The organism is Micromonospora echinaurantiaca (assembly GCF_900090235.1).
GTDB lineage: Bacteria > Actinomycetota > Actinomycetes > Mycobacteriales > Micromonosporaceae > Micromonospora > Micromonospora echinaurantiaca.
This window is the reverse complement of sequence record NZ_LT607750.1, coordinates 5,437,516-5,458,961: the sequence shown is the minus strand read 5'-3', so window position 1 is coordinate 5,458,961 and position 21,446 is coordinate 5,437,516. Positions and strand designations below refer to the sequence as shown.

The following is a 21,446-nucleotide window of genomic DNA, read 5'->3' as shown; positions in this document are numbered from 1 at the left end:
CGCTGCGCTCGCTCATGACGGCACTCCGCTGCGCTGCGTGCCGTCATGAGGCACCCCCGCGCTGAGCCTGATGACTCGCTCGCTCATGCCAGTCCCTCCACTGTGGGTGAGTCGGTGGCGCGACCGGGTTGCGGCACGGCACCGGCCCCGAAGAACGCCCGCCGACGCAGCTGCGCCCACCGTCCGGCGGGACCTCGGTCGCGGCCTCGGACCTGGGTGCCGCTGACCTCGGTGCCCGCGTGCCGGGCCGCCTCCTGCGCGGCCTCCGGCAGCGACCGTACGCCTTCTCCGCGCACCGGCGCAGGCCGGCGTTCCGGCCCGGCGCCCAGCGCGGAGAGGATGGTCGGCAGCAGCGCGGCGGCGGCCACCGCGTAGCCCTCGGCGGACGGGTGGAAGCGGTCCCAGGCGAACATCCGGGTGGGCTCGGCCGCGAACCGGGGGCCGAGCAGATCGCCGAGGGAGACCGTCCAGCCGCCGGCCTCGACCACGGCCACCGTCTGCGCGGCGGCGAGCTGGCGGCTCCAGCGCCGGGCCAGCCAGCGCAGCGGCGGCTGGATCGGCCGGATGGCGCCCAGGTCGGGGCAGGTGCCGACGACCACCTCGCAGCCGGCGGCGCGCAGCGCGCGGACCGCCTCGACCAGGTAGCGCACGGCGAGCCCGAGCGGGGTGCGGTTGGTGACGTCGTTGCCGCCGATCAGGATCACCGCGATGTCGGGCTGGCACTCCAGTGCCGCCTCCACCTGGTGCCGGAGCCCGGCGGAGATCGCGCCGACCACGGCGAACCGGTGCAGCCGGACCGGCCGCTGCAACCGGCGGGACAGGCCGGTGGCGAGCAGCGCGCCGGGTGTCTCCCGGCGCCGGTGCACCCCGTAGCCGGCCGCCGAGGAGTCACCGAGGATGACCACGGTGACCGGCGGGCCGGGCAGCTTGGCGCCGTAGACCCCGTCGCAGCGCGGCGGCGGGGCCTCGGCCATCGGGATGGTGCGCCGGGCCTGCCGGGCCTGGCCGAGCAGCACCCCGGTGGTCGCCGCCGCGGCCGCCACCGTGGCGCCCGTGCCGATCGCCGCCAGGCGGGCGACCCGCCGGGCGCGCTGCCAGCCCGGACCAACCGGTACGACGGAACCAGCGACCCCCATGAGGCGACATTATCGCGCCGGCACGACAGGACGCTGTCGTCGTGCCGGCGGGCGGGTGCCGGGAACACGACGACTGGGTACCAGTACCGGTGCCGGCCGGGCCGGTCGGCGCGGGGGTTGCGCGGGCGCGGCACCCTGGCACCCGGAGAGGGGCGGAAGAGATGGCGAAGACGTTGAAGCGGAGCGCGGCCTTCACCGCGCTGGCGCGGGCGCTGATGGCCGGCGCGCGGGGCGGCCCGTCGCTCGGGGCGCGGCTGGCGGCGCTGCCCCGGATGATCCGGGCCACCGCCCGCGGCGAGTACGACGGCGGCCTCCGGCTGGCCCTGATGACCGCGGCGACGGCGTACATCGTCTCGCCGGTCGACCTGCTCCCGGAGATCCCGCTGGCGATCTTCGGCCTGGCCGACGACGCGGTCATGGTCACCTGGCTGGCCGGCAGCGTGCTCGCCGAGACCGAGCGCTTCCTGGAGTGGGAGGAGCGTCGCCGGTCGGTGATCCCCGGTCACGTGGTGCCCTGACCCGACGTACCCTGGGCCCGGGAAACCGCGAATCACCAGCCCGGCCGCCGGCGCCGGCGCCGGAGGAGAAGGGCACAACGAGGTGCAGTACTACGACAACGTCGTCGAGTTGATCGGCAACACCCCGCTGGTGCGGCTGCGCAACGTCACCGAGGGCATCCAGGCGACCGTGCTGGCGAAGGTGGAGTACCTCAACCCGGGCGGTTCGGTGAAGGACCGGATCGCGCTGCGCATGGTGGAGGACGCCGAGGCGGCCGGGATCCTGAAGCCGGGCGGCACCATCGTCGAGCCGACCAGCGGCAACACCGGCGTCGGGCTGGCCCTGGTGGCGCAGCTCAAGGGCTACAAGTGCGTCTTCGTCTGCCCGGACAAGGTCAGCCAGGACAAGCAGGACGTGCTGCGCGCGTACGGCGCCGAGGTGGTGGTCTGCCCGACCGCGGTGGCCCCGGAGGACCCGCGCTCCTACTACAACGTCTCCGACCGGCTGGCCCGGGAGATCCCCGGCGCCTGGAAGCCGAACCAGTACAGCAACCCGGCCAACCCGCGCTCGCACTACGAGACGACCGGCCCGGAGCTGTGGAAGCAGACCGAGGGCGGGCTCACCCACTTCGTGGCCGGGGTGGGCACCGGCGGCACCATCTCCGGCATCGGCCGGTACCTGAAGGAGGCCTCGCAGGGCCGGGTCAAGGTGATCGGCGCGGACCCGGAGGGCTCGGTCTACTCCGGCGGCACCGGCCGGCCCTACCTGGTGGAGGGCGTCGGCGAGGACTTCTGGCCGGAGACCTACGACCGGGGCGTGGCCGACGAGATCGTCGAGGTCTCCGACAAGGCGTCGTTCGAGATGACCCGCCGGCTGGCCCGCGAGGAGGGGCTCCTGGTGGGCGGCTCCTGCGGGATGGCCGTGGTGGCCGCCCTGGAGGTGGCCCGCAAGGCCGGCCCGGACGACGTGGTCGTGGTGCTGCTGCCGGACAGCGGCAAGGGCTACCTGTCCAAGATCTTCAACGACCAGTGGATGGCCCGGTACGGCTTCCTGGACAACTCCGGCGCCGAGCCGACGGTCGCCGACGCGCTGGCCGGCAAGCCGGGCGGCCTGCCCGAGCTGGTGCACGTGCACCCGACCGAGACGGTCCGCGACGCGATCGACTACATGCGCGAGTACGGCGTCTCCCAGCTGCCGGTGCTCAAGGCCGAGCCGCCGGTGGTCACCGGTGAGGTGGCCGGTTCGATCGCCGAAAAGGACCTGCTCGACGCGCTCTTCACCGGCCAGGCGCACCTGCACGACACGATCGAGCGGCACATGGGCGACCCGCTGCCGATGATCGGCGGCGGCCAGCCGGTGAGCGAGGCGGTCAACCTGCTGGAGAAGTCCGACGCGGCGCTGGTGCTGGTGGACGGCAAGCCCAAGGGCGTGCTCACCCGGCAGGACCTGCTCGCGCACCTGGGCGCCCGCTGACCGAGCACTGACCGCGCACGGGCCGCCTCCCCTCCGGGGGAGCGGCCCGTTCGCTGTGGCGGACTCAGCGGGTCAGTTCGGTGGGCACCGCCACCACGTCGACGAAGGCGCCCTTGCGCAGCACGGTGACCGGCAGCCGGGTGCCGATCGCCCGGCCGAGCATCAGCCGTTGCAGGCCCTGGCCGTCGCGGACCGGCCGTCCGCCGGCCGAGACGATGACGTCGCCCAGGTAGATCCCGGCCACCCCGGCCGGGCTGCCCGGCACCACCTCCACCACCCGCAGGCCGCGCCGCTGGCCGGTGCGCGCGGCGACCTCCGGCGGCAGCGGCACCGGCGCCCCGGCGACGCCGAGCCAGGCCCGCCGGACCCGGCCGTCGGTGGTCAGGTCGGCGATGATCTGCCGGGTGGTGGTGTTGATCGGCACGGCCAGCCCGAGCCCGTAGCCGGCGACAGCGGTGTTCACCCCGATCACCCGGCCGGCCGAGTCGGCGAGCGCGCCGCCGGAGTTGCCCGGGTTCAGTGCGGCGTCGGTCTGGATGACGTCCTCGATCAGCCGGGTCACCCGGCCGTCCCGGGCGGGCAGCGAGCGGCCCAGCCCGGAGACCACGCCGGCGGTGACCGAGCCGGCCAGCCCCATCGGGTTGCCGACGGCGACCACCAGCTGGCCGATCCGCAGCGCGTCGGCGTCGCCCAGCTCGACCGGCGGCACGGTGGCCTCGTCGACCCGGAGCACCGCCAGGTCGGACAGCGGGTCGGCGCCGACCACCCGGAACCGGGTCTCGGTGCCGTCGGCGAAGCTCGCCGTCCCGCTCCCGGCACCCTGCACCACGTGTGCGCTGGTCAGCAGGAGGCCGTCGGCGCCCACGGTGACCGCGGAGCCGGCGCCGGCCCCCCGCGCGGTCCGCACCGACAGCGCGGCCACGCTGGGCAGCACCCGGGCCGCCACGGTCGTGACCACCCGGGAGTACGCGTCCAGAGCGGCGGCCTCGGCCGGCTCCGGCACCGTGTGATCGTTCTCCATGACCCCGGCAACGCGGCGGCATCGACGGGCATGCCCCGATCAGCTCAGAGCGAACGGGCGGTCACAACGGGCGGGCGTAGCGCAGCTGGATGGTGACCGCCGAGCCGATCAGGTCCTCCCGCTCCTGCCCGGTGGGCGCCCACCCGCCCCGCTCGTAGAAGCGCCGGGCGTGGCTGTTCCCCGCGAGCACCCAGAGCGCCGCGCGTCGCCAGCCGCGCTCCCGCATGGTGGTCAGCGCGTCGACCATCAGCTCCCGGCCCACCCCGCGGCCCCGTTCGGCCGGCGCCAGGTGGATGGCGTGGAGCAGCCCGGTCTCCGGGTCACCCTCGTCGTCCGGGCCCACGTAGCTGAAGCCGACCAGCGTTCCATCGCGCTCGGCGACGGTCATCAGGTGGTCGTCGCGTTCCCAGGTCCACCGCTCGACCCAGTAGCTGCCCATCGCCTCGGGCGTCGGCTCGGCCAGCGACGCCGGGGGCAGGAAGGACGAGTACGCGGCGACGCGGGAGCGTTGGTGGAGGGCGCCGACCGCGAGCAGGTCGTCCCGGGTGGCCCGGCGGAGGGTGACGCTCACCCGGCCGAGGCTACCCGCCGTGCCGGCACCTGCACGGTGAGCAGGTCCTCGGCGATCACCAGCTCCCCGTCGAAGTGCTCGCGCGCCTCGTCGGCGAACCGGCTCGCGTCGGCGTACCGCTGGGAGAAGTGGGTGAGCACGAGCCGGCGTACCCCCGACTCGGCCGCCACCCGCGCGGCCTGGGCCGCTGTCAGGTGGCCGACCTCGGCGGCGAGCGCGGCCTCCGACTCCAGGAAGGTCGACTCGATGACCAGCAGGTCGGCGTGCTCGGCGAGGGCGTACACCCCGTCGCAGAGGCCGGTGTCCATCACGAAGGCGAACCGCTGCCCGGGCCGGGGCACGCTCACCTCGTCCCGGGTGACCCGGCGTCCGTCGAGGTCGAGGTGGCCGAGCCGGATCAGCTCGCCGACCGCCGGCCCGGTGACGCCGTACGCGGCCAGCTTCTCCGGCAGCATCCGGCAGCCGTCCGGCTCGACCAGCCGGTAGCCGTACGTCTCGATGGGGTGCCGCAGCCGGCGGGCCTCCAGCGTGCCGCTGCGCAGCGCGATCCGCTGCCCGTCGGCCTCGATCGGCTCGACCCGCAGCTCGGCCGTCTCGTAGAAGCTGGACGCGTGCCGCAGCCGGGCGAAGTACTCGGCGCCGCCGGCCGGGAAGTGCATCGCCACCGGGCGCGGCACCCGGTCCAGGGAGAGCCGCTGGATGGTGCCGGGCAGGCCCAGGCAGTGGTCGCCGTGGAAGTGGGTGACGCAGACCCGGGTCAGGTCGGTGGCGGTCACCCCGGTGTGGAGCATCTGCCGCTGGCTGCCCTCGCCCGGGTCGAAGAGGATCACCTCGTCGTCCCAGCGCAGCACGTAGCCGTTGTGGTTGCGCTGCCGGGTCGGCGCCTGGCTGGCCGTACCCAGCACCACCAGCTCGCGCATCGACACGGGCCCTCCCGGAACATGAAGCGACCCCCGGGGCTTCCGCGCTCGCGCGGACCGGCTGGACTGGGCCGGTACCCCGGGGGTCGGGTGGCTGTCGTGGATTCGCCGCACCGCTGCCACACGGTCTCGACGATGGTGCCTGTGCCCGCCTCGCGGCGGACGGGATTACTGTCGAGGACAGCGGCTAGCGGACAGCCACCTCACGAGTCCGATTGCTATACAAGTCTGGACCACCTCCTTTCCCGTGTACGGCCACGCTATCCAGTGCCGGTGCCCCCGGCAACGGATTTCGATCACACCGCCGAACGGGAATGCGGGTCGGCCCCGGCGGCCCCGGCGGCGTCGGCGATGCCGATCGGTCCCTCACGGGGCCCCTCCCCGCCGGCCGGCTGCACCGCCAGCGACGGAAAGTCGGCCAGGTCGCCCTCCGGTTCGGCGTCCCACTCCGGGAAGACCAGGTCGCTCTGCAGGTAGAGGCAGAGCAACTGGGTCAGGTGGCGCAGCCCGTCGAGGTGGGTGCGTTCGTGCCCGTGGGTGGCGTCGACGCCGAAGCCGAGCAGCGCCACCCGGGCGTGCGCCCCGGCCTCCACCGCCGCCGCCACGTCCGAGCGGTAGTAGTCGAAGACGTCCCGGACCAGCCGTACCCCGTGTTCGGCGGCGATCGAGGCGAGGTTGCGGGTCAGGTGGTAGTCGAACGGCCCGACCCCGTCGCCCATGGCCAGCGTGGCCGCGTCCTCGCGGGACTGCTGGCCGGGGGCGACCACCGCCGCGTCCACCGAGACGATCTCCGCCACGTCCGGATCCAGGCCGTGCGAGGCGCCGTGCCCGATCTCCTCGGTCACGGTGACCAGCAGGTGTGCGGTGACCGCCGGGCGGACGCCGGCGTCGACCAGCGCCTTGAACGCGGTCAGCACCGCCGCCACGCCGGCCTTGTCGTCGAGGTGCCGGGACTTGACGTACCCGTGAGGGGTGACCGTCGGGTTGGGCAGGAACGCCACGAAGTCGCCCGCGTCGATGCCGAGCGCCCGCAGCCCGGCGATGTCCTCGGCCGGCTCGTCGACCCGTACCTCGACCTGCTCCCAGCCGATGCCCTGGGAGTCCACCCCCTCGTTGTAGCGGTGCCCGCTGGCCTTGAGCGGGAGCACCTGGCCGGTGATCACCCGGTCCAGGTCGTCGGTGAAGATCCGCACGTGGGCGCCCTCGGCGAACCGGGCGCTGTGCGTGCCGATCGGCTTCAGCTCCAGCCGGCCGTTCTCCTTGAGCCGCTTCACCATCCCGCCGATGGTGTCGGTGTGCACCACGATCGCCCGGTCGGCGCCGGTGGCGCGGGGCCCGGGCAGGCAGGCGCTCAACGCCCCGCGCCGGGTCAGCGTGGAGCCGATGCCGAGCGCGGAGAGCCGCTCGCCGACGTACTGCTGCACGTGGTCGGTACGCCCCGACGGGCTGGGGATCTCCAGCAGCTCCACCAGCACCTGGCGCAGGTAGTCGAGGTCGATCGCCAGCGGTCGCGGGCTCATGCCGGCACTCCGCTTCGCTGCGTGCCGTCATGAGGCACCTGCGCGCTGAGCCTGCTGATTCGCTCGCTCCGCTCGCTCACGTGGCACCTCCCGGGCCGGCCGGCGACCAGAGCCGCTGCGGGGCCCGGGTGCCGGGGAAGAGCAGGTCCACGAAGCGCTCGGCGGTCGGTTGCGGCTCGTGGTTGGCCAGGCCGGGCCGCTCGTTCGCCTCGATGAAGACGTGCTCGGGCCGGTCGGGGGAGCCGACCAGCAGGTCCAGCCCGGTGACCGGGATGTCCAGTGCCCGGCTCGCGGCCACGCACGCCTCGGCGATCTCCGGGTGCAGCTCGCCGGTGACGTCGTGGATGGTGCCGCCGGTGTGCAGGTTGGCGGTCCGGCGCACCACCAGCACCTCCCCCTCGGGCAGGACGTCGTGCAGGCCGTAGCCGGCCTCGGCCAGCACGTCCAGGGTCAGGTCGTCCACCGGGATCCGGGACTCGCCGCCGGTGGCGGCCGCCCGGCGGCGGCTCTGCCGCTCGATCAGCTCGGCGATGTCGTGCACGCCGTCCCCGGTGACCGCGGCCGGCCGGCGCACCGCCGCGGCCACCACCTCGTGGTCGATCACGATCACCCGCAGGTCCTCGCCGGCGCACAGCTGTTCGATCAGCACGTCCGGGCAGAACCGGGCGGCCAGCTCGACCGCGGTGGCCAGCGCCTCCGGGCTGGCCACCCCGACGGTGATGCCGTTGCCCTGCTCGCCGCGGGCCGGCTTGACCACCACCCGGCCGACCTCGGCCAGGAAGGCGGTGTCGCCGGCGTCGCCGGTGGCGGTCCGGCCGCGCGGCACCGACAGGCCGGCCTCGGCGAGGATCCGCCGGGTCACCCGCTTGTCGTCGCAGCGGCTCAGCGCCACCGCCGAGGTCAGCTCCGACAGCGACTCCCGGGTGAGGATGGTCCGGCCTCCGCTGGTCAGCCGCAGCTCGCCCCAGGCCGGGTCGGTCACCTCCACCCGGATGCCCCGCCGCATCGCCTCGTCCGCGACGATCCGGGCGTACGGGTTGAGCCGGTCGTAGCCCTCGGGCAGGGCGGGCAGGAAGAGCCGCTCGTTGATCGGGTTCTTCCGCTTCACGCAGAGCGTGGCGGTCCGGTGGAAGCCGAGCCGCTCGTAGAGCCGGATCGCCCCCTCGTTCTCGGCCAGCACCGACAGGTCCACGTACGCCCGGCCGCGGTCGACCAACCGGGACGCCAGCTCGGTGATCAGCGCCTGCCCGGTGCCGGGCGGGGCCCGGTTGAAGTCGACGGTGAGGCACCACAGGCTGGCGCCGCGCTCCGGGTCGGCGAAGACCGCGACGTGGTCCACGCCGGTGACGGTGCCGACGATCGCGCCGTCGGCCGCCTCGGCCACCAGGTGCAGGAAGCGGTCGGTGCGGGCGTTGGCGACCAGCACGTCGACCGGTGCGGTGACCATCCCGTTGGCCGCGTAGATCCGGTTGACCGCGTCCGCGTCGGCGGCGTCGCGCAGCGGCCGGACGCGTACCCCGGGCAGGTCGACCGGCGGGTCGGCGGCGGCCCGCCGGTTCGCGCCGAGCGACAGCCGGTAGGTCAGCGACGGGTCGATGAAGAGCTCGTCCGGCAGCCGGGAGACCAGCACGTGCGGGTCCCGCAGGTAGATGCAGATGTCCCGGGAGCCGGCCGCCTCGGAGCGCAGCACGTCGGCGACCTCCGCCTGGTCGGCGAAGGTCTGCCCGAAGACCAGGCGGCCCCAGCCGCAGTCCAGCACCACGCCCGCGTCGTCGGCCGGCCGCTCGTCGCCGCCTGGCGCCACCGGGTCGCCGCCCGGACCGACCCGCTCGTACCGCCGGACGTCGCCGCGGGCCCGGTCGAGCCGCGCCATCCCGGTCGCGATGGTGTCGGTCACGGTCAGTCGATTCCGTGGCTCTGGAGCCACATTTCCAGGAGTCCGAGTTGCCACAGCTTGTTTCCGTTCAGCGGGGTCAGTTCGGCGTTCGGGTCGGCGAGCAGCGCGTCGACGTAGTCGGCGCGGAACAGGTCACGGCGGCGGGCGGCGGGGGCGGTGAGCGCGTCCCGGACCCGGCCGAGCAGCTTCCCCTCCAGGTGAGTCAGGCCGGGTACCGGGAAGTAGCCCTTGGGCCGGTCGATGACCTCGTGCGGCAGCACCCGACGGCCGATCTCCTTGAGCACGCCCTTGCCGCCCTGGGCCAGCTTCAGCTCGGGCGGGCAACCGGCGGCGAGTTCGACGAACTCGTGGTCGAGGAACGGCACCCGGGCCTCCAGGCCGTGCGCCATGGTCATGTTGTCCACCCGCTTCACCGGGTCGTCGACCAGCATCACCTGGGTGTCGATCCGCAGGCCGGCGTCGACGGCGGTCTGCGCGCCGGGCCGGGCCAGGTGCGCGGCCACGAACTCCCGGGCCGGGTCGCCGTCGGCCAGCCACGCCGGGTTGAGCACCCGGGCCAGTCCGGGCGCGTCCCGGTCGAAGAACGCGCTGGCGTACGTGTCGAGGGCCCGCTCCCGGTCGACGCCGGCCAGCGGCGGGTACCAGTGGTAGCCGCCGAGGATCTCGTCCGCGCCCTGACCGGACTGGACCACCTTGACGTGCTTCGCGACCTCCGCGCTGAGCAGGTAGAACGCGACGCAGTCGTGGCTGACCATCGGCTCGCTCATGGCCGCCACGGCGGCCTCCAGCGGCGGCACCAGGTCGCCGGCGGCGACCCTGATCTGGTGGTGGTCGGTGTCGAAGGTCTTCGCCACCAGGTCGGAGTAGACGAACTCGTCGCCCTCCCGGCCGCCGACGGCGTCGAAGCCGATGGAGAAGGTGGCCAGCCCGCGCTGCCCCTGCTCGGCGAGGAGGGCCACCACCAGGCTGGAGTCCAGGCCGCCGGAGAGCAGCACGCCCACCGGCACGTCGGCGACCATCCGTCGGCGTACGGCGGTGGTCAGCGACTCCAGCAGGGCGTCCTGCCAGTCCTGCGCGGACCAGCCGGCCCGGCCGGTGTCCCGGGTGAACGAGGGATCCCAGTAGACCCGCTCGTGGGTGCGGCCGTCCGGCTCGTAGACCCGCACGGTGGCCGGGGGCAGCTTGGTCACCCCGCGCAGGATGGTGCGCGGCGGTGGCACGATGCTGTGGAAGCTCAGGTAGTGGGCGAGGGCGACCGGGTCGAGGCTGGTGTCGACCCCGCCGCCGGCCAGCAGCGCCGGCAGGGTGCTGGCGAACCGCACCACGCCCGGCGTCTCGGCCAGGTAGAGCGGCTTGATGCCGAGCCGGTCCCGGGCCAGCACCAGCCGGCCGGTGTCCCGCTCGGTGATCGCCACGGCGAACATGCCGACCAGGTGGTCGACGAAGTCGAGGCCCCACTCGGCGTACGCCTTGACCACGACCTCGCTGTCGCCGGTGGAGAAGAAGCGGTGGCCCCGGGCGGTCAGCTCCGCCCGCAGTTCCCGGTAGTTGTAGACGCAGCCGTTGAAGACGCCGGTCAACCCGGCGTCCGGGTCGACCAGTGGCTGACCGCTCGCCGCGGAAAGGTCGATGATCTTCAGCCGTCGGTGTCCCAGGGCCGTCGCCCCCTGGGACCACACGCCGCTGTCGTCGGGCCCTCGGTCACTCATCGTGGCCGCCATGCGCTCCACCGCCGCCACATCGGCGCGTAGACCGTCACGGCGGAACTCACCCGCAAGTCCGCACATGCGAGGCCATGCTGCCAGAGGATGTTGCGATTCGCCTGTTGAGACGATGACGATCGTGTGAAGAGTTGCTACAATCCGCACCCCCGCTCACGTACCGTGGTCGTGGGCGGGGCGACGGTGGCCGTTCGTGTCGTAGGCCGTCACCCTGGGCGGATCTCAGCCGCCCGCTGCTGTGATAAACCCCCCAGTCGGGGCGACGCTTCGGCGGTGCCAGCCAGACTGCCTCGCCCGAGCTCAAGATGCTCAGAGGGCGCGCGAGTTGACCAGATGGGCCTGACGCCCCAAAGCCGAAAAAACTACACTTATCATCTGTAGGTCGGTTTGCCGCAGAAACCCGGAAACCGGCGCGACCGGACATGAATCCTCCTTACGTTTGTCGTGGCTCATCTACCGAGCCGACCGGAAGGGAGAGGAAACATGTCGAAGAGGTACCTGGCCAAGCTCGCCGGCGCGGTCGCCCTGGGCGGTGCCGCCCTGCTGCTCGGCACGCCCACAGCCGCGATGGCCTACGACGGCGAGGCGTCGGACAGCAACACCTGCGGCACCATCGAGCAGTCCAACGAAGCGGCCGCCGTCAGCGTCTTCGAGAGGAACTTCATCGAGGACAGCGAGATTGCCATCGTCGTTGAGCAGTCCGTCAACCAGGAGAACAGCACGGAATTTGGTCCAAACAACAACATCGTCAATGTCTGCATCAACGACGTGGAACTGGACCTGGAGCTGGACTGATCTGCTCGACAGCGTCGGCTGGCCGGTGGGCTGGGCCGCCTGAGGCGACCAGGAGTGCCAGCGGCCGTCACGGTCTCCCCGTGGCGGCCGCTGGCCTCGTCCTTCTCGGGTGCAGCGGTGCCGGGACCACGCACCTCGGTTTCCCGGCTTCGGAGCTGGCCGTCGCCGCCCGCACGTGAAGCCGCCCGCCATTCACCGCCTCACGCGACACGCCCCGCAGCCAGGCTCGCGAACACCACGACGTTGTCCTTGTACGACCTCGCCGCCTTGTCGTAGCCACCACCACAGGTGATCAACCGGAGCTGCGCCTTGCCGGTGTGGCCGTAGACCAGCGCGGACGGGAACTTGTTCTTCGGGTAGCGGGCTACTCCGTCGACGGTGAATCGGGCTGTCCTGCCGTCCTTGCGGAGCACCTCGATGCTGTCTCCCCGCTTGAGCGCACCCAGCCGGAAGAAGACAGCCCTCCCGGTCGCGCGGGAGTCGACGTGGCCCACCACCACCGCGGTCCCGGCCTCACCGGGGCTCGGTCCCAGCTTGTACCACCCGGCCGTATTGGATTGCTGGGGCGGCGGGACCGCGATCTGCTGGTTCCGGTCCAGCCCGAGCGGAGCCGTCGGTGCGTCGACGCCGATTCGCGGGATCTTGATGCGGGTGGGTTGCGACCGCGGCATCCCGGCCGCCGTCGGTGAGGGCGACGGCTGGGCCGCGCCGGACTGACGACCGGCGTCGCGGCCGCGAGCACCGCGCGCCTGACCGGCGGCCGGCGATGCGCTCGGGGTCGGGGCCGGTGCGGCGGCGTCCTCCGCCACCGGTGGGAGGAGGAACGCCGGTGCGGCGGCGGGATCGGGCTGTGGCGGCCGGACCGGATCAGCAGCCGTGACCCCGAGCCCGATCAGTCCTGCCCCGGTGAGCGTGAAAAGAACCACCAGAACGAGGCCAGCGGCACGCCACGGGAAACCGTGGCGGCCGCTGACGCTCGGGGTCGACCTAGGCGACGGTGCCATTGGCGGACCGCCGACGCAGCAGAGCGATGCCAACGAGCGCGGCGACGCCCATCATGCCGGCACCGGTGGTCACCAGAGCACCGGTGTTGGCGTCGGTGAACGCGCCACCGTCACCGGCCGCGACGCTGCCCGTCGCCGGGAACACCCAGGCACCTTCCGGACCCGCGTACGCGACGGTTGGCTCGGTGGCCTTGCCGGCACGCTGGCCCGCCGGCGAGGCGACCCGGCCGATACCGGACCGCTCGACCATCTTGAAGAGGTCGCCGAGCAGATCCGCCTCCACCTTCGCGTCCAACTCGAGGTCGCGGATGCAGACGATGGTGCGTGGTCCACTCTCGTTCGTCTGCGAGCTCGCGACATTCTGCGTGATGACGATCACGCTGTCCGTGATGGTGTTGCCCTTGATGATGTTGGAGACGTTCAGCTCGTTCGTCTGCTTGTTGGCCGCGCAGACGAGCTCCTTGCCCTCCTTGTCGCGCAGGTTGTACGTATCGTGCCCGCCGTCCGACTTCTTCTTCGACTTCTCCTCGTGGGAACTCCTGGGCTCCTTGGTCGCTCCGTCGTCGGTCGCGGCGAACGCGGTCGCGGGCGCACCGAGCAGCAGGGCAGCGCTCCCCAGCGCCACCCCGCCGGCGAGCTTGGTCAGAAACCTCATCGACATGATCCTCACTCCCTTCAGTGGTCGGCTCAGGAGGACGAGCCACGAGGAACGTTAGGAGTGTTCATGCCAAATCGGAACGTTTTCCAGGTTTATGACGCGATTGGGGGTAGTGGTTATATGTGTAGCGCTTTCACGTTATATACGAGGAAAGCCGCTTTCGGGAAGGTCTCGGCCCAGTCCGGGGCAACCTCTCCGACCTGCCGGCACAGAGCGACCGGACGGGGAAAGAGGGCCCGCAGCACCTGGCTGCGGGCCCTCTTCGTCAATGCGTTCAGTCGCCGGTGCGGGCGATGCCGACCGGGCAGCTCAGCCCGTTGGGGCCGTGGTTGCAGTAGCCGTTCGGGTTCTTGGTCGGGGCGAGGTACTGCTGGTGGTAGTCCTCGGCGAGGTAGTAGTCGCCGAGCCGATCGATCTCCGTGGTGATCTCACCCTTGCCCGCGCGGGCCACGATCGGCGCGAACGCGTCCCGGGACGCCTCCGCGGTGGCGAGCTGGTCGTCGGTGGTCGTGTAGATCGCCGACCGGTACTGGGTGCCCACGTCGTTGCCCTGGCGCATGCCCTGGGTCGGGTCGTGGTTCTCCCAGAAGACCTTGAGCAGGTCCTCGTAGGTGATCTGCGTGGGGTCGTACACGACCTGGACCACCTCGGCGTGCCCGGTGCGGCCCGAGCAGACCTCCTCGTACGTCGGGTTCGGCGTGTAGCCGCCCGCATAGCCCGCGGAGGTGGTGATCACGCCGGGCAGCGTCCAGAACAGCCGCTCGGCGCCCCAGAAACAGCCCATCCCGAAGACGGCGACCTGTGCCCCCTCGGGGAACGGGCCCTTCAGCGGGGTGCCAAGGACCTCGTGCCGGTCGGCGACGGGCATCGCGATCAGGCGGCCGGGCAGGGCCTGCTCCGGGGTGATCATCTCGGCCTTCATGCGGCGCAGGAACACGGTGGGGACTCCTCTCGTACCCTTCGCAGCCTGCAACGCCGGCAAACCCGTATTCCTTACCCGTCCGACCCGCTGTCAGGCGCGGTTACGTCACATCCAGGGCGGCCCGGGAGCTTCACCGGACAAGTCAGCACCAGACCGGGCGTCCCACGCATCGAACCTGCCCCGACGTCGCAGGTTGCGCGGGTGGCGTCGCCTCCTTGTCGGTGATCGCGTCACTACTTTCTGCACGGGGTGGTAGGTGGGCGGCGATCACCCGCTACGCGCGCTGAACTCGCTCGCCCGAGATCCGGGCGGATGCCGGCCATCCGACCGACCGGAACGGCTCGAGGTGGCGATGCGTCTGACCGCTATGAGCAGATGGAGCGGGTACCTCCCCGCCGTCGCGATCCTCGGCGTCGTCGTGCTCGCCGGCTGCGCCCGGTCGGCCCCCGACGCCGCCCCGGCCACGGCCGGCCCCACCGCAACCACAGGTGGGGTCACGGTGACCGTCGCGGCCGAGCGCTATCGGGCGGGCGAGGTCATCGTGCTCACGGTGGCCAACGACAGCGGACGGACCCTCTTCGCCGACGACCTCAGGACCGACTGCTCCCCGGTGCTGCTGGAACGCCGCGAGGACGGGACCTGGACCGGCTACGACAACTGCGGCGTCGAACGGGCGAGCAGCGTCGTCGTATGGGCACCGGGTGAACGGCGCGAACTCCGGCTCGACACGGCCGGCAGCAGCTTCTCGGCGACGCCGCTGCCGGCCGGGTCCTACCGGATCACCTTCGGCTTCCGCCGGTCGTCCACGCCGGAGGGGACCGTGGCCGAGCGGGTCCATTCGGCGGACTTCCGGATCGGCTGAAACCGCCGGGACGAGGCCATACCCGCGCGTCGGGCAGCGGAACGCGGTCCGCGCCGAGGGACGCGCCTACGCACGGCGGTGGGTGACCGGTCGCCCGACCACCCACCCGGTCCCGAGGGTCAGAAGCAGCCCGAGTCGAGGGTGCTACCGAACTCGACGTACCGCGCGTTGACGTGGGCGGACGTCGTGTTGCCGCCGGACAGCGCGTAGTTGGTGCCGACCCAGGTCTGCTGGCACTTCGCGTTGGTGCGGACCGTGAAGTAGTCGCCGTACCGACCGTCGGTGCGGTTGTGCGTGCCGGAGGCGGTCAGGATCACGGTGCCGAAGGCGATCGGGTTACCCGGGGTGTCGTCCACCCCCACGTAGCCCTGCGCCGCCGCGCCCCCACCACCGGCGGCACCACCTGCGGCGATGGAGATCCCTAGGTCACCGAAGACGTTGCCGCTCACCACCGGGTAGCCGAAGCAGTGCCCGGCGTTCCAGATGTGCGGCTCCTCCACCAGCGTCAGGTCGGAGGTGCGGAACGACGCCGCCCGGACGTGCCCCTGCGTGATGCCGCCGGTCGGCGCGGAGTGCCAGTACCAGGTGACCCGGCTGCCGTGGAGTGCCCCGCGCATCCGGAATCCGGCCGCCGTCCAGGACGTGGCCCGCTCGATGAAGTCGAAGTTGCCGGTACCGCCCCGGCAGTCGGGGTTGCTGAAGTTGGACGAGCTGATGGTGCGTACGGTCTGCGGAACCGATGTGCTCGACTCTGCCCAGCTGAAGATGCGGAACGAGTTGGAGTTCTCCATCGCCCCGAAGTACATGGTGGTCGAGCCCTGCGCACCTTCGACGGGGGTGAAGACCCGCTGGCCGACCGACCCGACATGGGTCAGGGTGTGGGTGGTGGCGGTGGTGCAAGCCGACATCTGCGCCAGATTGAACCGGATGATCTGTGAACCGATCCAGGAACCGGCGCGCTGGTTCTGCACGGTCAGATAGAGGGCATTGGCGCTGAGGCCGATGTGCGGATAGTCCGGCAGTACATCGTTGGCGGCGCCGCCCGGATCGATGTAGTAGGTGCACAAAGGTGCGCTGGCGGGATTGTCACGGACGAAGATCCGGACACCGCCATTGTTCAGCGCCGCATTCGTGTAGAGCAGGATGCTGAAGATGCGGTCGGTGTTGTGCGCGCGGACGACGTCCTGGTCGCAGCAGGCGTTGGGGGCGTCGGCCGGCCCGGCCGGCAGGCCGACCCCGGTCCAGGTGACGCCGTCGTTGGTGGAATACGACGCGTACGTGTTTCCGGTGTAGAAGACCGAGGAGCCTTCGTTGGCCGCTGCGGTCTCGCCCAGCGTGTTGCTCACCGCCGACGCACGCGTGTTGGCGTTGTTGCGCCGGATCAGCAGTGACTGGGCGGTCACCTCCCCGCCCGCCTCGGTCTGCGGGACCTGCCGGGGCCGGTCGAGGGTGCGCTGACCCGCGGCCGTCCCGGGCTGGGTCGAGGCGATCCGTTCCCGCAGTTCGCGGTGCCGCTGGTCCAGGTCCGCCATCTGCTTGGCGGTGGCCGTCGAGCGCCGCAGCGGCCCCTCCGGCCGGACGGTGGCGGTCGCCGTCCGGGCAGCCGCCTCGGCGGGTGCACTCTCGACCACCGGTGCTGCGCTCGCACCGGTGGCCGGTGTCAGCGGCAGCAGCGCGGCCACGGTCGCCAACGCGACGGCGCCCACTGTCGTTCGTCGTGCCATCTGCACTCCCTCACAACGGGTGTGGGCAGGGCCCGATGCCCCGCCCAGGCAGAACGCACCTTTCCATCAGATCGGTATCGGTCATTGTAAGAGTCGCCAGCCCGACAATTTAACATCCGCTTCATTGTGAATTCTTACCGCGAATGTCTGCCAATTGCGTAGCGCGCCGATCCTCGCTGCGCGATTTCTGTTCTGGGCGAGCGGAATGCCGGTGTCTCTCAGCCAGCCGGAAGCGCGGCTTCGATCCGCTCCGCGTAGCCGGTCGCCTCGGCGTCGTCGGCGTAACGGGTGCGGGGCCAGAAGAAGCCGCGCAGGCCGTCGCCCTTGGTCCGGGGCACCACGTGGGTGTGCAGGTGCGGCACGGACTGGGAGACCTTGTTGTTCATCGCCACGAAGGTGCCGCCGGCAGCCAAGCCGGCCTCGACCGCGATGGCGAGCCGCCGGACCAGCCCGAAGTATCCGGACAGCGACTCCGGCGGCAGGTCCCCCAGCGTCACCAGGTGCGTGCGGGGCACGACGAGCACGTGCCCCTTGAACACCGGCCGGGTGTCCAGGAACGCCACGCCGTCCGGCTCGTCGGTGACCCGGAACGCCGGCACCTCGCCTGCCACGATTCCGCAGAACACGCACCCCGCCATCGCCACAGGCTAGGGCCGCGGGCCCAGCCCCGCCCAACGCCGCAGGCAGAGGGGCTCAGGCCGCAGCATGACGCGGGGTGGGTTCCATGGGCTGGGACGGGCTGGACGACTAACGTTCCGGGAATGAGTCACGGCTTCGAGACGCTCGCCATCCACGCCGGTCAGGACCCCGAGGCCCGCACCGGCGCGGTGATCCCACCGATCTACCAGACCAGCACCTACGCCCAGGACGCCGTCGGCGCGCCCCGCCAGGGCTACGAGTACAGCCGCTCCGGCAACCCGACCCGCGACGCGCTCCAGGAGTGCCTCGCGGCGCTGGAGGGCGGCCCGGTCGGGCTCGCCTTCGCCAGCGGCCTGGCCGCCGAGGACACCCTGCTGCGCACCGTCTGCAAGCCGGGTGACCACGTGGTGATCCCGGACGACGCGTACGGCGGCACGTACCGCCTCTTCGCCCGGGTCGCCGAGCGGTGGGGCCTGGACTTCACCCCGGCCAAGGTCTCCGACCCGGACGCGATCCGGGCCGCCATCCGCCCCGGCAGCACGAAGATCGTCTGGGTGGAGACGCCGACCAACCCGCTGCTCGGCATCGCCGACCTGGCCGCGCTGGCCGCCGTCGCGCACGACGCGGGTGCCCTGCTGGTGGTCGACAACACCTTCGCCTCGCCGTACCTGCAGCAGCCGATCGCGCACGGCGCCGACGTGGTGGTGCACTCCACCACCAAGTACATCGGCGGTCACTCCGACGTGGTCGGTGGGGCGCTGATCGCGGCCGACGCCGGGCTGGGCGAGGAACTGCGCTACCACCAGAACGCGATGGGCGCGATCAACGGCCCGTTCGACGCCTGGCTCACCCTGCGCGGGATCAAGACCCTGGGCGTACGGATGGACCGGCACTGCGACAACGCCGAGCGGATCGCCGCGTACCTGGACGGGCACGCCAAGGTGGCCGAGGTCATCTACCCGGGCCTGCCCGCGCACCCCGGGCACGAGGTGGCCGCCAAGCAGATGCGCCGGTTCGGCGGCATGATCTCGTTCCGCGCGGCCGGCGGCGAGGACCACGCGGTGGAGATCTGCAACCGGGCGAAGCTCTTCGTGCTCGCCGAGTCGCTCGGCGGGGTGGAATCCCTGATCGAGCACCCGGGCCGGATGACACACGCAAGTGCTGCCGGCTCGCCGCTTGAAGTTCCCGGCGATCTCGTGCGACTGTCTGTCGGCATCGAGACGGTCGACGACCTGCTCGCCGATCTGGAGCAGGCGCTGGGCTGACCGCTGGCTGGGGAGGGTGGCCGTGCAGGACATCATGCCGACCTGGGTGGGGGCGACCGCCAAGCAGATCGCCCGCGGCGTACGCCGGGGCGACGTCTCCGCCACCCAGGTCGTCGCCGACCACCTCGACCACATCGCCCGCGCCGACGCCGACCTCGCCGCGTTCCGTACCGTGCGCGGCGGGGAGGCGATCACCGAGGCGGAGAAGGTCGACGAGCAGGAGGACCTGGCCAACCTGCCGCTGGCCGGGGTGCCGGTGGCGGTCAAGGAGAACACCCCGGTCGCCGGGCTGCCCACCTGGAACGGGTCGGCCGCGGTGCGTACCGGCGTGGCGGAGGCCGACCACGAGGTGGTCCGCCGGCTGCGCGGGGCCGGCGCGGTGATCCTCGGGGTGACCCGGATGCCGGAACTCGGCCTCTGGGGCCTGACCGACGACGAGACGGCGGTGACCCGCAATCCCTGGGACACCGGCCGCACCCCCGGCGGGTCCTCCGGCGGAGCGGCCGCCGCGGTCGCCGCCGGCCTGGTGCCGATCGCGCACGGCAACGACGGCCTCGGCTCGATCCGCATCCCGGCCGCCTGCTGCGGCCTGGTTGGGCTCAAGCCCGGCCGGGGCGTGGTGCCCTGCCAGCTCGGCGCGGAGGACTGGTTCGGCCTCACCGAGCACGGCATGCTGACCACCACGGTCGCCGACGCGGCGGTCGGTTTCTCGGTGCTGGCCGGTCGCCGGCCGGAGAAGCTGGTCCCGCCGCAGCGGCTGCGGGTCGGCGTCTCGCTCCGCTCACCGGTCCGCGGCGTCCGCCCCGACCAGCCGAACCGGGACGCGGTCGCGGCCGCCGGCCGGCTGCTCGCCGCCGCCGGGCACGACACCGTCCCCGCCGACCCGGTCTACCCGACCCGGCTCGGCCTGCAGGGGATCGCCACCTGGTTCGCCGCGGCCGCCGCCGACGCCCGCGCCGCCGGGCTGGACCGGCGCAGCCTGCAACCGCGCAGCCGCCGGCACGTCGCCCTCGGTGACTGGGCGCAGCGGCGCGGGTACGTGCGGGAGGCCGACCGGGCCGCCTGGCGGGAGCGGTCCATCGGCTTCTTCTCCGACCACTCGGTCGACCTGCTGCTCACCCCGGCGCTGGCCGGCCCGCCGCCGGAGGCCGCGCACTGGTCCGGCCGGTCCTGGCGGGCCAACATGGTGGCGAACATCCGCTACGCCCCGTACGCCGCGCCGTGGAACGTCGCCGGCCTGCCCGCGCTGGTGGTGCCGGTCGGCCGTCGCCCGGACGGGCTGCCGGTGGCGGTGCAACTGGTCGGCCCGCCCGGTTCGGAGCTGCTGCTGCTCGGCGTGGCCGGCCAGTTCGAGATGCAGGCCCCCTGGTCCCGGCACGCCCCGGGCTACCCGCGGATCCCCGCCCCCGTCTGACCCGCCGCGCCGGCGCTTCCCGCCCTGCCTGACCGGGGCGGTCGGTGCGTTCCGTGGGCGACCCGGGACCGACCGTTCAGACGTGGCGAGGCGGGGGCGTCGCCGCCGGTCCGTCATCGGCGGGTGGCACGATCGGGGCATGACGGAACTGGTCGGCCTCGCCGACGTACGGGCCGCGCGGGAGTTGCTCGCCGGCGTCACCCGCACCACCCCGCTGGAGCCCTCCCGCCCGCTGAGCGCGGCGCTCGGCGGGCCGGCGTGGCTCAAGTGCGAGAACCTCCAGCGGGCCGGCTCGTACAAGGTGCGCGGCGCGTACGTGCGGATCTGCCGGCTGTCGGAGGAGGAACGGTCCCGCGGCGTGGTCGCGGCGAGCGCCGGCAACCACGCCCAGGGGGTCGCGCTCGCCGCCGGCCTGGTCGGCACGCACGCCACGGTCTTCATGCCGGTGAACGCGCCGCTGCCGAAGGTGGCCGCCACCAAGGGGTACGGCGCGCAGGTCGAGTTGGTCGGCACCAACGTCGACGAGTCGCTGGTCGCGGCGCAGACCTTCGCCGAGCGCACCGGCGCGGTGCTGATCCACCCGTTCGACCACCGGGACGTGATCGCCGGCCAGGGCACCGTGGCGCTGGAGATCCTGGAGCAGTGCCCGGACGTCAGGACGATCGTCACCGGGGTCGGTGGCGGCGGGTTGATCTCCGGAATGGCGGTCGCCGCCAAGGCGCTGCGCCCGGACGTCCGGGTGATCGGGGTGCAGGCGGCCGGTGCGGCGGCCTTCCCGCCCTCGCTCGCCGCCGGTGAGCCGGTACGCCTGCCCGCGTTCGCCACCATCGCCGACGGCATCGCCGTCGGCCGGCCGGGCGAGATCACCTTCACCCACGTCCGCAAGCTGGTCGACGAGGTGGTGACCGTCTCCGAGGAGGACATCTCCCGGGCGCTGCTGATGCTGCTGGAACGGGGCAAGCAGGTGGTGGAGCCGGCCGGCGCGGTCGGGGTGGCCGCCCTGCTGGCCGGCGTGGTGGAGGTCGAGGCGCCGGTGGTCGCGGTGCTCTCCGGTGGCAACATCGACCCGCTGCTGATGCTGCGGGTGATCGAGCACGGCCTAGCCGCCGCCGGCCGCTATCTGCGGTTCACCGTGCGCTGCTCGGACCGTCCTGGCCAGCTCGCCTCGCTGCTCGGCGAGATCGCCGAGCACCGGGCGAACGTGGTGGACGTGGAGCACCAGCGGGTCAACCCGCACCTGCGACTGGGCGAGGTGGAGGTGGCGTTGTCGGTGGAGACCCGCGGGGTGGAGCACTCCGACACGCTGATCAGCGCGCTGCGGGCCAGCGGCTATCAGGTGGTCTTCGCGGCCGAGGCGTGACACCCGCCGGTGCCACGCCTCGGTCGTACGCGATGCCGCCGGACGC

The 21,446-nt window shown here is 72.6% G+C and carries 18 protein-coding genes and 1 pseudogene; 7 read left to right on the top strand and 12 right to left on the bottom strand.

Features of this window, described 5'->3' with window-relative positions; genetic code table 11:
• Positions 1–12 precede the first annotated feature (12 nt).
• Positions 13–1,136: pseudogene (locus GA0070609_RS24535) on the bottom strand (SGNH/GDSL hydrolase family protein).
• A 161-nt stretch (positions 1,137–1,297) separates the two neighbouring features.
• Here GA0070609_RS24535 and GA0070609_RS24530 point away from each other — a divergent pair.
• Entirely contained in the window at positions 1,298–1,654 is a 357-nt protein-coding gene (locus GA0070609_RS24530) for a YkvA family protein (RefSeq protein ID WP_088995966.1), read from the top strand.
• An 82-nt stretch (positions 1,655–1,736) separates the two neighbouring features.
• Positions 1,737–3,107: a cystathionine beta-synthase gene (locus tag GA0070609_RS24525; protein ID WP_088995965.1), complete on the top strand. Its 1,371-nt coding sequence runs from the start codon at positions 1,737–1,739 to the stop codon at positions 3,105–3,107.
• 64 nt (positions 3,108–3,171) lie between these two features.
• Here the strand turns inward: GA0070609_RS24525 and GA0070609_RS24520 are convergent, their stop codons facing one another.
• From GA0070609_RS24520 to GA0070609_RS24495, 6 genes are all read right to left on the bottom strand, one after another.
• Positions 3,172–4,128 carry a S1C family serine protease gene (locus GA0070609_RS24520; RefSeq protein ID WP_088995964.1) on the bottom strand — a complete coding sequence of 319 codons (957 nt, stop codon included), beginning with the start codon at positions 4,126–4,128 and terminating at the stop codon, positions 3,172–3,174.
• A 61-nt stretch (positions 4,129–4,189) separates the two neighbouring features.
• Positions 4,190–4,699 carry a GNAT family N-acetyltransferase gene (locus GA0070609_RS24515; protein WP_088995963.1) on the bottom strand — a complete coding sequence of 170 codons (510 nt, stop codon included), beginning with the start codon at positions 4,697–4,699 and terminating at the stop codon, positions 4,190–4,192.
• Positions 4,696–5,625, bottom strand: a complete 930-nt coding sequence (locus tag GA0070609_RS24510) for a ribonuclease Z (protein WP_088995962.1) — start codon at positions 5,623–5,625, stop codon at positions 4,696–4,698. The genes GA0070609_RS24515 and GA0070609_RS24510 overlap by 4 nt, the downstream gene beginning before the upstream one ends.
• Before the next feature lie 290 nt (positions 5,626–5,915).
• Complete coding sequence (locus GA0070609_RS24505; RefSeq protein WP_088995961.1) at positions 5,916–7,139, bottom strand: osmoprotectant NAGGN system M42 family peptidase; 1,224 nt, start codon at positions 7,137–7,139, stop codon at positions 5,916–5,918.
• A 76-nt stretch (positions 7,140–7,215) separates the two neighbouring features.
• Positions 7,216–9,036, bottom strand: a complete 1,821-nt coding sequence (ngg, locus tag GA0070609_RS24500) for an N-acetylglutaminylglutamine synthetase (RefSeq protein ID WP_088995960.1) — start codon at positions 9,034–9,036, stop codon at positions 7,216–7,218.
• A 2-nt stretch (positions 9,037–9,038) separates the two neighbouring features.
• Positions 9,039–10,823: an N-acetylglutaminylglutamine amidotransferase gene (locus GA0070609_RS24495; protein WP_088995959.1), complete on the bottom strand. Its 1,785-nt coding sequence runs from the start codon at positions 10,821–10,823 to the stop codon at positions 9,039–9,041.
• Between the two features lie 417 nt (positions 10,824–11,240).
• On the opposite strand from GA0070609_RS24495, the gene GA0070609_RS24490 reads away from it, so the two are divergent.
• Positions 11,241–11,552, top strand: coding sequence for a hypothetical protein (locus GA0070609_RS24490; protein WP_088995958.1), 312 nt, complete (start codon positions 11,241–11,243; stop codon positions 11,550–11,552).
• A 200-nt stretch (positions 11,553–11,752) separates the two neighbouring features.
• Here the strand turns inward: GA0070609_RS24490 and GA0070609_RS24485 are convergent, their stop codons facing one another.
• From GA0070609_RS24485 to msrA, 3 genes are all read right to left on the bottom strand, one after another.
• Complete coding sequence (locus GA0070609_RS24485; protein WP_408630609.1) at positions 11,753–12,361, bottom strand: class F sortase; 609 nt, start codon at positions 12,359–12,361, stop codon at positions 11,753–11,755.
• A gap of 178 nt (positions 12,362–12,539) precedes the next feature.
• A complete protein-coding gene (locus tag GA0070609_RS24480; protein ID WP_088995956.1) occupies positions 12,540–13,211 on the bottom strand; it encodes a hypothetical protein in 672 nt (223 codons plus the stop codon).
• A gap of 277 nt (positions 13,212–13,488) precedes the next feature.
• Positions 13,489–14,151: a peptide-methionine (S)-S-oxide reductase MsrA gene (gene msrA, locus GA0070609_RS24475; protein ID WP_088995955.1), complete on the bottom strand. Its 663-nt coding sequence runs from the start codon at positions 14,149–14,151 to the stop codon at positions 13,489–13,491.
• A gap of 337 nt (positions 14,152–14,488) precedes the next feature.
• Between msrA and GA0070609_RS24470 the strand changes: the two genes are divergently transcribed.
• On the top strand, positions 14,489–14,998 hold the full coding sequence (locus GA0070609_RS24470; RefSeq protein WP_157748292.1) for a hypothetical protein: 510 nt from the start codon (positions 14,489–14,491) through the stop codon (positions 14,996–14,998).
• Between the two features lie 119 nt (positions 14,999–15,117).
• Here GA0070609_RS24470 and GA0070609_RS24465 read toward each other — a convergent pair whose 3' ends face one another.
• Together GA0070609_RS24465 and GA0070609_RS24460 are read right to left on the bottom strand one after the other, a co-directional pair.
• Positions 15,118–16,722 (bottom strand): hypothetical protein, encoded by a 1,605-nt coding sequence (locus GA0070609_RS24465; RefSeq protein ID WP_157748291.1) that lies wholly within the window; start codon positions 16,720–16,722, stop codon positions 15,118–15,120.
• A 218-nt stretch (positions 16,723–16,940) separates the two neighbouring features.
• Entirely contained in the window at positions 16,941–17,360 is a 420-nt protein-coding gene (locus GA0070609_RS24460) for an HIT family protein (RefSeq protein ID WP_088997942.1), read from the bottom strand.
• A gap of 123 nt (positions 17,361–17,483) precedes the next feature.
• Between GA0070609_RS24460 and GA0070609_RS24455 the strand changes: the two genes are divergently transcribed.
• From GA0070609_RS24455 to ilvA, 3 genes are all read left to right on the top strand, one after another.
• Positions 17,484–18,626 (top strand): cystathionine gamma-synthase, encoded by a 1,143-nt coding sequence (locus GA0070609_RS24455; RefSeq protein ID WP_088995952.1) that lies wholly within the window; start codon positions 17,484–17,486, stop codon positions 18,624–18,626.
• A 16-nt stretch (positions 18,627–18,642) separates the two neighbouring features.
• Complete coding sequence (locus tag GA0070609_RS24450; protein WP_088995951.1) at positions 18,643–20,040, top strand: amidase; 1,398 nt, start codon at positions 18,643–18,645, stop codon at positions 20,038–20,040.
• A gap of 139 nt (positions 20,041–20,179) precedes the next feature.
• Positions 20,180–21,400, top strand: a complete 1,221-nt coding sequence (gene ilvA / locus GA0070609_RS24445; RefSeq protein WP_088995950.1) for a threonine ammonia-lyase — start codon at positions 20,180–20,182, stop codon at positions 21,398–21,400.
• Positions 21,401–21,446: the final 46 nt, after the last annotated feature.

What these genes read in the sequence shown, in the direction of transcription:
- GA0070609_RS24530 (WP_088995966.1), top strand. Translation starts at nt 1,298, where the DNA reads ATGGCGAAGACGTTGAAGCGGAGCGCGGCCTTCACCGCGCTGGCGCGG.
- GA0070609_RS24520 (WP_088995964.1), bottom strand. Translation starts at nt 4,128, where the DNA reads ATGGAGAACGATCACACGGTGCCGGAGCCGGCCGAGGCCGCCGCTCTG.
- GA0070609_RS24505 (WP_088995961.1), bottom strand. Translation starts at nt 7,139, where the DNA reads ATGAGCCCGCGACCGCTGGCGATCGACCTCGACTACCTGCGCCAGGTG.
- GA0070609_RS24495 (WP_088995959.1), bottom strand. Translation starts at nt 10,823, where the DNA reads ATGTGCGGACTTGCGGGTGAGTTCCGCCGTGACGGTCTACGCGCCGAT.
- GA0070609_RS24490 (WP_088995958.1), top strand. Translation starts at nt 11,241, where the DNA reads ATGTCGAAGAGGTACCTGGCCAAGCTCGCCGGCGCGGTCGCCCTGGGC.
- GA0070609_RS24480 (WP_088995956.1), bottom strand. Translation starts at nt 13,211, where the DNA reads ATGAGGTTTCTGACCAAGCTCGCCGGCGGGGTGGCGCTGGGGAGCGCT.
- GA0070609_RS24470 (WP_157748292.1), top strand. Translation starts at nt 14,489, where the DNA reads ATGCGTCTGACCGCTATGAGCAGATGGAGCGGGTACCTCCCCGCCGTC.
- GA0070609_RS24465 (WP_157748291.1), bottom strand. Translation starts at nt 16,722, where the DNA reads ATGGCACGACGAACGACAGTGGGCGCCGTCGCGTTGGCGACCGTGGCC.
- GA0070609_RS24460 (WP_088997942.1), bottom strand. Translation starts at nt 17,360, where the DNA reads ATGGCGGGGTGCGTGTTCTGCGGAATCGTGGCAGGCGAGGTGCCGGCG.
- GA0070609_RS24455 (WP_088995952.1), top strand. Translation starts at nt 17,484, where the DNA reads ATGAGTCACGGCTTCGAGACGCTCGCCATCCACGCCGGTCAGGACCCC.
- ilvA (WP_088995950.1), top strand. Translation starts at nt 20,180, where the DNA reads ATGACGGAACTGGTCGGCCTCGCCGACGTACGGGCCGCGCGGGAGTTG.